This window comes from Methylobacterium oryzae, assembly GCF_036441375.1.
GTDB classification, from domain to species: domain Bacteria; phylum Pseudomonadota; class Alphaproteobacteria; order Rhizobiales; family Beijerinckiaceae; genus Methylobacterium; species Methylobacterium oryzae_A.
The window spans coordinates 228,618-240,709 of sequence record NZ_MLCA01000014.1; the positions used below are offsets into that span (position 1 = coordinate 228,618).

The following is a 12,092-nucleotide window of genomic DNA, read 5'->3' on the forward strand; positions in this document are numbered from 1 at the left end:
CCTCCTCCTCACGCCCGTGCCGTCGGGGGGACGAGGACCGGCTTGATGCAGTCGTCGAGCTTGGCCGAGAAGAGGTGGTAGGCATCCGCGGCCTCCTCGAGAGGTACCTTGTGGGTGATCAGTTCCTTGGGGTTCAGGCGGCCCGCCTCGATATGGGCGATCAGCTTCGGCAGGAGGCGCTTCACCGAGGCCTGGTTGGCCCGGATGGTGATGCCCTTGTTCAGGACGTTGCCGATCGGGATCAGGTTGCCGGTCGGCCCGTAGACCCCGACGATCGAGACGATCCCGCCCTTCTTGACCGAGTTGATCGCCCAGTGGAGCGCCACCGCCGAGCCGCCCTCCAGCTTCAGCTTGGTGCCCATCAGGGTGTGCAGGGCGCTCCCCGCCGCGTCGCCGCCGACCGCGTCGATGCAGACGTCGGCCCCGAGGGAATCGGTCGTCTTCTTCAGGAAGACCACGGGATCCCCGATCGAGCGGAAGTTGTAGACCTCGGCGGGACAGTAGCGCCGCGCGAAGTCGAGCCGGTACTCGACGTGGTCGATGACGATCACCCGGCCGGCCCCGAACAGCCACGCGCAGCGCGCCGCCATGATGCCGACCGGTCCGGCCCCGAAGACCACGACGGTGTCGCCGCGCTGGATCCCGCCCATCTCGGCGGCCTGATAGCCGGTCGGCACGACGTCGGTGAGCAGCACCGCGTCGTCGAGGTCCATCGTCTCGGGGATCTTGCAGGGGCCGACATCGGCGTAGGGCACCCGGACGTACTCGGCCTGGCCGCCGTCGTAGCCGCCGGCGGTGTGCGAGTAGCCGAAGATGCCGCCGACCGCGGTCGCCTGCGCGTTCGCCTCGTGGCAATTGCCGAACAGCCCCTGCTTGCAGAAATGGCAGCGGCCGCAGGCGATGTTGAACGGGACCAGCACGTGGTCGCCGACGGCGAGATTGCGCACGCCGGGACCGACTTCCTCAACAACGCCGGTGAATTCGTGACCGAACGTCATGCCCACGCGGGTATCCGGCACCATCCCGTGATAGAGGTGAAGATCAGACCCGCAGATGCAGGTGCGCGTAACCCGGATGACCGCGTCCTCGACATGCTCGCAGACGGGGACCGGCTTGCGATCGACGCGCACGCGATACGGCCCACGGTAGTTCATCGCCAGCATGCTGCGGCTCCCTCATCCACGACTGGGGAACCTCAGGTGGATGCCCAAGTTCCCGGCGGTGCGTGAGGCGGGCCTGCCCTCACCCGGCGGCCGGCCCAGCCTTCCGCGCCGGCCGGCTGACGAACCGGGAACCGGCGAGCAGGAAGCGCCAGGGCGTCTCGGCGCCGCGGGTGATCCCGACGCGCCGGTCGCTGACCACCGCGACGGCGTCGGGATCGCCCGCGGCGCGGGGCTCGAACCGGAACGGCGCCCGCGCGAGGGGCGCCCCGTCCAGCGCGTCGGTGACGCCGAGGGCCTGGCAGAGGCGGCCCGGCCCGGCGCAGAGCAGGCGCGGATCCTCCAGGCCGCGGCGCGCCCGCATGGCGGGAAGCCCCTCGGTCGGCGCGAGGGCCCGGAGCAGCACGGCGCTGCCGGGCTCGCAGACGAGGTTCAGGCACCAGTGCATCCCGTAGGAGCGGTACACGTAGGCGCGGGCCGGCGGGCCGAACATGCTGGCGTTGCGCCGGGTCGGGCCGCGGAAGCTGTGGGAGGCCGGATCGGTGCGGTCGTAGGCCTCGGTCTCGACGATGATCCCGCCGGCCGCGCCGACGAACAGCCGGGCGCCGATCAGGTCGGCGGCCACCGCGGCGGCGCTCCGGGCGAAGAAGGTCTCCAGCATCGGGTCTCCGGCGCGGCGGCCCGCGGTCCTCATCGCCGAGGATCGGCGGATTGCGGGCGATTAGAAATAAATCGGACGTGGTGGAAGTCTTGCTGGTACGAGGGGCCGTGAATGGTGGGCCCAAACCGATCGCCTCGGACCTCCAGCATGGTGCGCACAGCCTCGATCGCGACGCTCCGGTCCGCCGAGTCGGGCGCGCCGCCCCGGCCGGCCACCCGAGCCACGCGGATCCGCCTGAACCTGCGGCGCCTCCGGCTGGCCAGCGGCCTGATCCTGTTCGGCTACGTGCTGACCCACCTGCTGAACCACGCCCTGGGCAACGTCTCCCTCGACGCCATGGAGGACGGCCTCGACCTCGTCACGGCCGTCTGGCTCAACCCGGTCGGCCTGGCGCTGCTCTACGGCGCGCTGGCGGTCCATCTGCTGCTCGGCCTCCAGGCCCTCTACGCGGCCCGCTTCTTCCACTGGCGGCCGTCCGAGATCCTGCAACTGGTCTCCGGCCTGCTGATCCCGCCGCTGCTCATCAGCCACATCGTCGGGACCCGGGTCTCCTTCGTCACCGCGGGGCTCGACAAGGGCTACGCGCAGGAACTCTACGCCTTCTGGATCGCCTCGCCGACCCTCGGCCTCCTGCAGGTGACGGTCCTGGTCGTGGCCTGGATCCACGGGTGCATGGGCCTGACTTTCTGGCTGCGGCTGAAACCCGGTTTCGGGCGCATGGCGCCCTGGCTGCTGGCGCTCGCGGTGCTGGTGCCGGTCCTGTCGCTGCTGGGCTTCGCGCAGGGCGGCCGGATGATCCTGACCCTGGCGCAGGATCCCGCGTGGCGGGCCGTGGCGCTCCAGCCGGTCCATGTCGGGCTGCCCGATCAGGTCGCGCGGCTCGCCGCCATCCGGGACGGGCTGCTCGGGACCTACGCGGGCCTCGTGGCGGCGGTGATCGCGGCCCGCGGCGCGCGGACGCTCGCCGAGATCAAGCGCGGCACGATCCGGCTCAGCTACCCCGACGGGCGGGTGGTGCGGGTGCCCCGCGGCACGACCGTCCTGGAGGCGAGCCGGCGCAACCGGATCCCCCATGCCAGCGTCTGCGGCGGCCGCGGCCGGTGCTCGACCTGCCGGATCCGGGTGACGGACGGCAGCGACGGCGCGCCCGCGCCCGGCCGGACCGAGCGGGCGGTGCTGGAGCGCATCGCGGCCGGCCCGGGGGTGCGCCTCGCCTGCCAGTTCCGGCCGGAGACCGACATGGCCGTGGTGCCGCTGCTGCCGCCGCAGCCGCGGATGCGCCAGGCCGACCTGCTCGACCGGGCCCAGTCCGGCGAGGAGCGCTTCATCGTGGCGATGTTCGTCGACCTGCGCGGCTCGACGCGGCTCGCCGAGGAGCGCCTGCCCTACGACACGGTGTTCATCATCAACCGCTTCCTCGGCGCGGTCGGCGACGCCGTGCGGGAGGCCGGCGGCTCGACCAACCAGTTCCTCGGCGACGGGCTGCTGGCCCTGTTCGGCCTGGAGACGGAGCCCGAGCAGGCGGCCCGGGACGCCCTGCGGGCGATCGACGGCATCGCCGACGCGGTCGAGACCCTGAACCGGCTGCTGGCGGAGGATCTGGAGCACATCCTGCGCTACGGCGTCGGCGTCCACGCCGGTCCCGCGATCGTCGGCGAGATGGGCGACGCCACCGATGCCCGCTTCACCGCGCTCGGCGACACCGTCAACGTCGCGTCCCGGCTGCAGGGCCTGACCAAGATTCTGGGCTGCGTGGCCGTGGTGTCGGAGGCGGTCTACCGGGCGGCGCGCGTCGCGCCGGCCGGGATCCGGGACGTGGCCGTGGACGGCCGGTCGGAGGCGGTCCGGGTCAGCACCCTGGGCAGCCTCTGACGCTTCCGTCCTCGCGCGCGCAGCGAGGCGACCGCATGCCGCCCTCAGGCCCGCTGCCGCGCCGCCCCGAGGCGCGGCGCCAGGGCCAGCATCAGCGGCACCACGGCGAGCGCCGTCCCGGCCGCCGCCACCGCGGCCCAGTGCGGCCCGGCCGCGTCGCCGAGCCTTCCGTAGAGCAGCGGCGCCGCCAGCGCGCTGCCGCCGAGGGTCCAGGTGTAGAACACCGCGAAGGCCCGCTCGACGCGCCCCCCCGGCGCCAGCTCCGGCACCGTCCCATAGAGCACCGACGAGGTGCCGTTCAGCATCACGCCGAGCAGCGGCAGCAGGATCAGCCCGGGGGCCAGCGGCAGGACGATCACCGCCAGGATCGCCAGCGCCGTCCCGGTCTCGGTGAGGATCACGGTCCGGGTCACGCCGAGGCGTTCCCCGAGGCGCCCGCACACGGCCTTGCCCAGCGCGCCGCCGACGAAGACCAGCGACAGGGCGAGGCCCACCGTGGTCAGCGCCGCGCCCTTCTCCTGCAGCAGGAACGGCAGGTAGAGCAGGAAGGCCGGCCGGGCGGCGTTGTCGAGCATGCCGATGGCGACGAGGAGCCGGAAGCCGGTGCCGCTGCCAGATCCGGCGGGCGCCCGGGGCGCCCCCGGCTTCGCCGCGGCCCGCGCGCCGCGTGACTCCGGCTCACGCGGCAGAAGCCGCCCGACCGCCAGCGCGACCACGATCCCCGCCCCGGCGATCACCCAGAGCGCGTGCCGCCAGCCCGTCAGGGTCAGCAGCAGGCCGACCACGGGAGGGACCGCCGCCTTCCCGAGATCGCCGGTGAAGTTGTAGGTGCCGAGCGGGCCCCGTGCCCCGGGACCGTAGGCCCGGGCGATGACCGCGGAGGCCAGGGGATGCTGGGTGCTGCTGCCGGCGCCGCCGAGCAGGAGGCCGATCCCGAGCCCGACGAGCCCGCCCGAGGCGCCGGCGATCGCGTAGCCGGCCGCGCTGAGCACTGTGCCGAGCACCAGCACGGTGCGGGCGCCCCACGCCTGGGCGAGGCGGCTCGCCGGCATCTGCAGCGCCGCCAGCGCCCCGTTGTAGAGCGAGCGCAGGAACGCCAGGGCGACGTAGTCGAGGCCGAACTCCGCCTGCCAGACCGGCAGCAGCACGTAGATCAGGTCGGTGTAGCCGTCGTGCAGGGCGTGATTGACGCCGGTGGCCACCAGCGTGCGCCGGGCGTCCGGCAGGGAGACGTGTTCGGAAGACGCGGTCAGATCGGACGCGACGGACATCCAGCCATCCTTCGTGGTGCCGCGCCAGGATGGCCGCCTGGTGCGTGGCTGACAAACGACTTATGCTGACGCGCGTGTGAGGAAACCTGACCCGTGCACCGCCGCCTGCCGCCGCTCAACGCCGTGAAAGCCTTCGAGGCGGCCGCCCGCCACGGGAGCTTCACCCGGGCGGCGGACGAGCTGCGGGTGACGCACGGCGCGGTCAGCCGGCACGTCCAGACGCTGGAGGGCTGGCTCGGTGTGCCGCTGTTCGAGCGCCACAACCGGCGCGTGGTCCTCACCGAGGCGGGCAGCGCCTACGCCACCGAGATCGGCGCCGCCCTCGACCGGATCGCCCTCGCCACCGCCCGCCAGGCCGAGCGCGGCCGGCCGCGCCTGCTGCGCGTGAACGCGCTCGCCACCTTCACCCTCCGCTGGCTGATCCCGCGCCTGTCGGGCTTCCAGCGGGCCAACCCGTCGATCGAGGTGCGGCTGACGACCTCGAACGTGCCCCTCGCCAGCCTGGCCGAGCCGTTCGACGTGGCGATCCGGGGCGGGCCGGACAGCCGCCCGGGCCACCGCGCGGAGCCGTTCCTGTCCGAGCGGCGCATCCCAGTCTGCAGCCCCGCGCTGCTGCAACGCCTGCCGCTCCGGGTGCCGGAGGATCTCCGGCAGCACACGCTGCTGCACGCCGCGACGCTCCCGCGGGTCTGGCCGGACTGGCTGCGGGCGGCGGGCGTCGCGGACCTGGCGCCGCGGGCCACGGTGACGCTCGAGCATTTCTACCTGACCCTCCAGGCCGCCCTCGACGGGCTCGGGGTCGCCATGGGGCCGGAGCGGCTGATCGCCGACGACGTCGCGGCCGGCCGCCTGACCCTGCCCTTCGCGGGGCCCGCCCTGCCGGCGCGGAGCTACTACACCTACGTCCCGGACCCCCGGGCGGAGGATCCGGCGGTAAGGGCCTTCTGCGGCTGGCTCGCCGAGGCGGCGCGGCAGCCGTGACATCCCGTCTTCGCGAGCGCGGCGAAGCAACCCGGTGTCGCGCAACGGTGGGAGCCGTGGCGCGGCTGGATCGCTTCGCCGCGCGCGCGAAGACGGCTCCGGAGTGGCGTCCGGGCGCGGTTCCGCGCATGGATCGGATCCGGAACGCCCCCAACCGCGTCCGGGTTGGCGTGAGACGCTTCTGCCGAAGGTGACCGCATGGCGCGCAAGCGTCTCCGCCCGACGATCGAGAGCCTGATCGAGTCCGTAGGCCGGCTCGGCCTGTCGCCCGACGCGGTCGATCTCGACCGGCTGCTCGCCCATCTCGAGCTGCCCGATTACGGCGCCGAGGTGGAGGACGAGCGCGTCGCCCGCGCGCTCCGCGAGATGCAGGCGGCCCGGGCCTTCGCGGAGACCGGCATCCCGGCGATCCGGAAGGCGATCCCCGCCCTCCGGGCCGTGGTCACCAAGGACCACCGCATCACCTGGCTGATCCGGACCGAGATCCCGCTCCTCGACAACGGCCGCCTCGACCTGCGGCTCGACATGGCCCCCGAGCCGGAGGCGGCCGAGATCCTCGCCCGCATGGCCGCCCGGAACGACCCGGCCCACCGCCTGGAGGCCCTGCGCGAGGCCGTGGCGCGCACGGCCCTCCAGGCGACCCGCGCCCTGCACAAGCCGGTCGACAAGCTGCGGGCGCAGCTCCTCGTCGACCTGCGCGAGGTCGGGGCGGACGCCGCCGCCTACATCGCCCACATGGACCGCTCGCTCCGGTCCCGGGTCTTCACCTACGGCCCGAAGCTCGCCCGCGGCCTCAACGACACGCTCACGCCGGTGCGCCGGCACGCCAAGGCGGTCGCCCGCGAGGGCTCGCGCCTGCGCCGCCTGCGCGATCAGGTCGGCTTCGGCGCCTATATCGAGCGGTTCACCGCCGCCCGGCGCCTCAACCGGGCGATCCTGTTCCACATGGGGCCGACCAATTCCGGCAAGACCTACGCGGCGCTCCAGCACCTGACCGCGGCCGGGACCGGCGCCTACCTCGCCCCGCTCCGGCTCCTGGCGCTGGAGAACTACGAGACCCTGCGCGAGCGCGGCTTGCGCGCCGGCATGATCACCGGCGAGGAGGTGCTGGGCGAGGCCAACCCGACCCACACCGCCCGGACCATCGAGACCGCCGACCTGACCCGGCCGATCGACGTGGCGGTGATCGACGAGATCCAGATGCTGTCGGACCCCGACCGGGGCTGGGCCTGGACCAACGCGCTGTTCGGCGTCGCCGCCAAGACCGTGATCGTCTGCGGCTCCGACGACGCGCTGTCGTATGTCCGCCGCGCCGCCGAGGCCGCCAACGAGTCGCTGGAGGTGATCCCCTTCACCCGCAAGTCGCCGCTCCTGCTCGTCGAGGAGCCGGTGCCCCTGGAGAAGGTCGAGGCCGGCGACGCGGTGGTCGCCTTCTCCCGCCGGGCCGTGCACGAGAACCGCGAGATCCTGGTGGCGCGGGGTCACCGGGTGGCGACGATCTACGGCGCCCTGTCGCCGGAGGTCCGCCGGGCCGAGGCCGCGCGCTTCCGCTCCGGCGAGGCCAACGTGCTGGTCACCACCGACGCGATCGGCATGGGGCTCAACCTCGGGCCGCTGAAGCGGATCGTGTTCTCGGCGGTGCGCAAGTGGGACGGCACCGCCGAGCGGGCGCTGACCCATTCGGAGATCCGGCAGATCGCCGGCCGGGCCGGCCGCTACGGTCACCAGGATGTCGGCTACGTGGCGGCGACCGACCCCTACGCCGCCGAGCCGATCCGCACCGCCCTCTCGGGCGCCCCGACGGCGCCGGCGGCCGACACGCGCTTCTTCGTCCGCCCGGACCTCGGGGCGATCCGCTCGGTGGCCGAGGAGATGCGCACGCACAGCCTGCACGAGGTGCTGACCCACTTCGCCCGGGCGACCTTCTACGCCGGCTCGCCGTTCCAGCCCTCGGCCCTGGAGGAGGTGCTCGACGTCGCCCGGATCGTCGACCGGGCGCGGCTGCCGATCGAGGAGAAGTTCGCCTTCTCGGTCTGCCCGATCGACCGGCGCGACGAGATCGCCATGGGCCTGCTGGAGCGCTGGTGCCAGGCCCGGGCCGCCGGCCTCACGGTCCCGGCTCTGCGCGGCAACCTCGCGGGCGAGCTCGACTACCAGGAGCGGACCGTGAAGCTCGCCAGCGCCTATCTGTGGCTGTCGCGGCGCTTCCCCGAGACCTTCGACGACGTGGACGCCATCCGTCACATGCGCGGCCGCGCCAACGACGCCATCGAGCAGCACCTGCGCGAGACCGCGACCCGCAAGGCGGAGCGCCGGAGCCGGCGGAGTGGCGGGGCGCGGTGAGGCCGGAATTCCGCCAGTCGAACCTGAAACGCCCGGCTCACCTGGGACGGATCAGCGTCAGCCAAGGTATCCGGCCGCACGAATGCGCGCTGCTCGAAGTTCCGTACGTTCACGGAGCTGAATTTGCGTCACATCGCATTTTCCGAAATACGACGGATGTGTCGGCGAAGTGGGCTCAACGAGTGGCTACCTGAAAATCCCGATGTGGTCTGCACGTGCGCATGACCCCTGTGCCGCAGCAAAGCTTTCGGACCGGTTTGTCCGGTCTGAAGCCGAAGATGTCCGACACCGTGACGCCGGACAGAGGCAGGGCCGTTATCCTAGTGCGATTCTATGATCGCGGTTCATCGTCAGGTCTCTCACCGCCAAGCATGAGCCCGCCACCGGGGAGCTGGCGGCGAGCAACGAACAACTTGTCGCGCGTGTCGTAACCATCGCCAGGATCGTCGGGCGCGACATTGCGAGCCCGGCCGAGGCCCGCGCGATTCTCCGTCTGTAAATGGTCGACGCGCGGGGATCTTCGGAATGGAGGGTCCTCGTCCAGCGGCTCCTGGCGCGGAGAGAACCGGACCATGGACCTCAAGAGCACCGACCCGCGGGACTATGAAGCATCGCCGCACGGTATCGCGGCGATGCCGAAGGAGTTTCCAGCCGGCTCCCGCGTCCCTCCGCATGTCCATGGACGCGCGCAGCTGATCTACGCGACCTCCGGCGTCATGGAGGTCACGACGGCGGACGGCCTCTGGCTGCTCCCACCGCAGCGGGCCCTCTGGATGCCGGCCGGGATCGCCCACGCGATGGTCGCCCGCTGCCACGTCTCCCTGCGAACGCTCTACGTCGCCCCGGACGCGTGTCCCGCCGCATTTCCGGACACACCGCGCCTGGTCCGGGTCTCGGCCCTGCTGCGCGAACTCATCCTCCGGGTCGCCCGGATGCCGCTGGACCGGGAGCCGAGCGAGCACGAGAGGCGCATCGTCGCCCTTCTTCCCTACGAGATCGCCTGGGAGCCCGGCGGTCTCCTCCATCTCCCGATCCCGAAGGACAGGCGCTTGGCCCGGATCTGCCGCAGCCTGATCGATGATCCCGGGGACGGGCGCGATCTGGAAGCCTGGGCGGCGGAAGTCGGCGCCTCGTCGCGGACGCTCGCGCGCCTGTTCAGGCGCGAATTCGGCAGCACCTTCCTGATCTGGCGGAAGCAGGTGCGCGCCCTGTCGGCCGTGCCCCGTCTGGCGGCCGGCGAGCCGGTCGGCATCGTGGCGGCCGATCTGGGCTACGAGACTCCCGGCGCCTTCGCGGCGATGTTCCGGCAGATGATGGGCGCGCGGCCGAGCCGCTACGGTGACCGAGACCGTTCCGGATCGACCGGCGAGGCGGGCCTGACCTTGTCCGATCCGGCCTAGCAAGTGGCCGGAATCGCGACGCAGGCCAGTGCGGCTCCGCCTAGTCTGCGTTCATGCCGCGCGACAAGCCGCCCAATACCTTCCTGTGCCTGGTGCTGCTGTCGACCTTCCTTCAGGGATCGTCCTTCGTGGCCACGAAGGCCGTTCTTCGTGACGTCCAGCCGCTGTGGCTGGCGACGCTCCGCTTCTTCGTCGCTGCACTCTCGCTGGTGCCGGTCCTGCTCCCCCGCCTCCTGCACCCGAACCGTCGGTCGGGTTCGCGCATGCCGTGGCCGCACCTTGCCGCGATCGGCCTGCTGCAGACGACGGGCGTCATGGCGTTTCTCACTATCGGGCTCACCTCCAGCACGGCGCCGATGGCGGCCATCCTGATGGCCAGCAATCCGTTGCTGGTCGCGCTCCTGGCGGGCGTCCTGCTCGACGAGCCCGTGCGCCGGCAGGGCTGGGCAGGTCTCGCATTGTCCTTCGTGGGGGTGGTCCTCTGCATCGGCGTGGAGACGGTGTTGACCGGCGCCATCGGCCGGGGTGAAGTCCTCGTGATGCTCGGCTCGACGTGCTGGGCCTTGGCGACCATCGTCTCACAGCGCTTCAACCTGTCCATCGATGCCTGGGTTCTGGCCTTCTGGCAGATGGTGTTCGGGACGGCGGGTCTCGCGCTCGTCACCCTGATCCGCGGAGACCCGTTCTCGCTGCCGGCGAGCCCGACGGCGTGGCTCTGGTTCCTGTGGCTCGCGATTCCCGTCTCGACGGGCGCGATGGGCCTGTGGTTCGCGGCCCTGCGGCGGGGCGGTGCGGTGCGCACGAGCGGTTTTCTGTTCCTGTGCCCCCTCTTCGCGGCCGTGATGGCGTTCGTGGTGCACGGCGAGCGGGTGTCGTGGCATCAGAGTCTCGGCGGCCTGCTGATCGCGGCCGGCATCGGTCTCGTCACGACGTCCCGCGCGTCGGGGGCTCCCGCGAGCCGAACGTCGGGGGTCTCTCTCGGGATGGACCGATGACCGCCGGCTTCCCGCAGCGGCGACAACGCCGGCTTCGCCGATCGCCGATCGCGCGACGCCTCGTGCGCGAGACCTGCCTCTCCGCGGACGATCTCATCGCCCCGATCTTCGTCGAGGAGGAGGCGGACGATTTCACCCCCATCCCGTCGATGCCGGGCATCTCCCGCGTACCGGAGCACGCCCTCGCCCGCGAGATCACGGAGATCGCCAGAGACGGCGTGAAGGCGGTGATGCTGTTCGGGATCTCGCATCACAAGGACGCGGACGGCACCGATACAATGGACCCGAGCGGGCTGATGGCGCGCATGGTCCGGGTCGCCAAGCAGGCCGTGCCCGAGATGCTGGTGATCACCGACAACTGCTTCTGTGAGTACACGACCCACGGTCATTGCGGGATCTACCGTGACGGCGCGGTGCACAACGATCTGACGCTTGCAAATTTGGGCCGGCAAGCTGTCGTGGCCGTAGAAGCCGGAGCCGATATGGTCGCACCGTCGGCGATGATGGATGGGCAGGTCGCCGCCATCCGTCTGGCGCTGGACGCGGCGGGGCACCCCGAGGCTCCGATCATGGCCTATGCCGCGAAGTTCGCGTCCGCCTTCTACGGGCCGTTCCGGAGTGCTGCGGGCTGCGATCTCGTCGGGGATCGCTCGGCCTATCAGATGGATCCCGCGAACGGGCGGGAAGCGGTCCTCGAGTCTCTGCTCGACGAGACGGAGGGCGCCGACCTGCTCATGGTCAAGCCGGGCTTGGCCTATCTGGACGTCCTGGCGCGGCTTCGGGACCGGACGCTGCTGCCCCTCGCCTGCTACCAAGTCGGCGGCGAGTACGCGATGATCCGGTTCGCCGCGCAGGCAGGTGCGCTGGATGAGGCGACGACGGCGCGCGAATGTCTGCTGGCCATGAAGCGGGCGGGGGCCGATCTGATCATCAGCTACTACGCGCGCCGCGCTGTGCGGGAGCGGTGGCTGAGCGATCCGTGACCGAGAACGGTCGCGCGAAAACGCGAAGACCCCGCCGTCTTACGGGCGGGGTCTTCGGACAGTTTGTTTGGTTGCGGGGACAGGATTTGAACCTGTGACCTTCAGGTTATGAGCCTGACGAGCTACCGGGCTGCTCCACCCCGCGCCAAGTGTCTGCGGCTGGTCCGGGCGCGCCGGCTCTTGTGAGCGTGCGCGGTGTATCCGGGGCCGGATCGGTGATGGTGATGAGGGAATGTGTGTCTTGCGTTGTGCGGGTCTGGCGGCGACCGACTCTCCCGTGTCTTGAGACACAGTACCATGGGCGCTGGCGTGTTTAACGGCCGAGTTCGAGATGGGATCGGGTTCTGGGCACGCCGCTCAGGCCACCAGACCGGCGCAACGCAAGTGTTTGGCACTGGGCGGCGCAGGGTGCTGCGCCGGCGAGTG

At 71.7% G+C, this 12,092-nt stretch carries 10 protein-coding genes, 1 tRNA gene and 1 rRNA gene; 7 read left to right on the forward strand and 5 right to left on the reverse strand.

The annotated features are described in order from the left end of the window. Window positions 1-8: 8 nt before the first annotated feature. Entirely contained in the window at window positions 9-1,163 is a 1,155-nt protein-coding gene (locus tag MOTC310_RS24745; RefSeq protein ID WP_091788105.1) for a zinc-dependent alcohol dehydrogenase, read from the reverse strand. Between the two features lie 79 nt (window positions 1,164-1,242). Next, window positions 1,243-1,821 carry a DNA-3-methyladenine glycosylase gene (locus tag MOTC310_RS24750; protein ID WP_331303685.1) on the reverse strand — a complete coding sequence of 193 codons (579 nt, stop codon included), beginning with the start codon at window positions 1,819-1,821 and terminating at the stop codon, window positions 1,243-1,245. 147 nt (window positions 1,822-1,968) lie between these two features. On the opposite strand from MOTC310_RS24750, the gene MOTC310_RS24755 reads away from it, so the two are divergent. Continuing rightward, complete coding sequence (locus tag MOTC310_RS24755; protein WP_331303686.1) at window positions 1,969-3,693, forward strand: adenylate/guanylate cyclase domain-containing protein; 1,725 nt, start codon at window positions 1,969-1,971, stop codon at window positions 3,691-3,693. Window positions 3,694-3,737: 44 nt separating this feature from the next. Here MOTC310_RS24755 and MOTC310_RS24760 read toward each other — a convergent pair whose 3' ends face one another. Beyond that, a complete protein-coding gene (locus tag MOTC310_RS24760; RefSeq protein WP_331303687.1) occupies window positions 3,738-4,964 on the reverse strand; it encodes an MFS transporter in 1,227 nt (408 codons plus the stop codon). A gap of 93 nt (window positions 4,965-5,057) precedes the next feature. Between MOTC310_RS24760 and gcvA the strand changes: the two genes are divergently transcribed. The 6 genes from gcvA (at window position 5,058) to hemB (ending at window position 11,666) form a co-directional block, all read left to right on the forward strand. After that, window positions 5,058-5,945 (forward strand): transcriptional regulator GcvA, encoded by an 888-nt coding sequence (gcvA, locus tag MOTC310_RS24765; RefSeq protein ID WP_331293014.1) that lies wholly within the window; start codon window positions 5,058-5,060, stop codon window positions 5,943-5,945. 198 nt (window positions 5,946-6,143) lie between these two features. Further along, window positions 6,144-8,288: a helicase-related protein gene (locus MOTC310_RS24770; RefSeq protein ID WP_331303688.1), complete on the forward strand. Its 2,145-nt coding sequence runs from the start codon at window positions 6,144-6,146 to the stop codon at window positions 8,286-8,288. A 391-nt stretch (window positions 8,289-8,679) separates the two neighbouring features. After that, window positions 8,680-8,787 (forward strand): 3-keto-5-aminohexanoate cleavage protein, encoded by a 108-nt coding sequence (locus tag MOTC310_RS24775; protein ID WP_331293062.1) that lies wholly within the window; start codon window positions 8,680-8,682, stop codon window positions 8,785-8,787. Between the two features lie 73 nt (window positions 8,788-8,860). Next, window positions 8,861-9,688 (forward strand): AraC family transcriptional regulator, encoded by an 828-nt coding sequence (locus MOTC310_RS24780; protein WP_331303689.1) that lies wholly within the window; start codon window positions 8,861-8,863, stop codon window positions 9,686-9,688. A gap of 53 nt (window positions 9,689-9,741) precedes the next feature. After that, window positions 9,742-10,683 carry a DMT family transporter gene (locus MOTC310_RS24785; protein ID WP_331303690.1) on the forward strand — a complete coding sequence of 314 codons (942 nt, stop codon included), beginning with the start codon at window positions 9,742-9,744 and terminating at the stop codon, window positions 10,681-10,683. Next, window positions 10,680-11,666 carry a porphobilinogen synthase gene (gene hemB / locus MOTC310_RS24790; protein ID WP_331303691.1) on the forward strand — a complete coding sequence of 329 codons (987 nt, stop codon included), beginning with the start codon at window positions 10,680-10,682 and terminating at the stop codon, window positions 11,664-11,666. The genes MOTC310_RS24785 and hemB overlap by 4 nt, the downstream gene beginning before the upstream one ends. 68 nt (window positions 11,667-11,734) lie before the next feature. Here the strand turns inward: hemB and MOTC310_RS24795 are convergent. Further along, window positions 11,735-11,811, reverse strand: a tRNA-Met gene (locus MOTC310_RS24795). A gap of 109 nt (window positions 11,812-11,920) precedes the next feature. Then, window positions 11,921-12,036, reverse strand: a 5S ribosomal RNA gene (gene rrf / locus MOTC310_RS24800). Window positions 12,037-12,092: the final 56 nt, after the last annotated feature.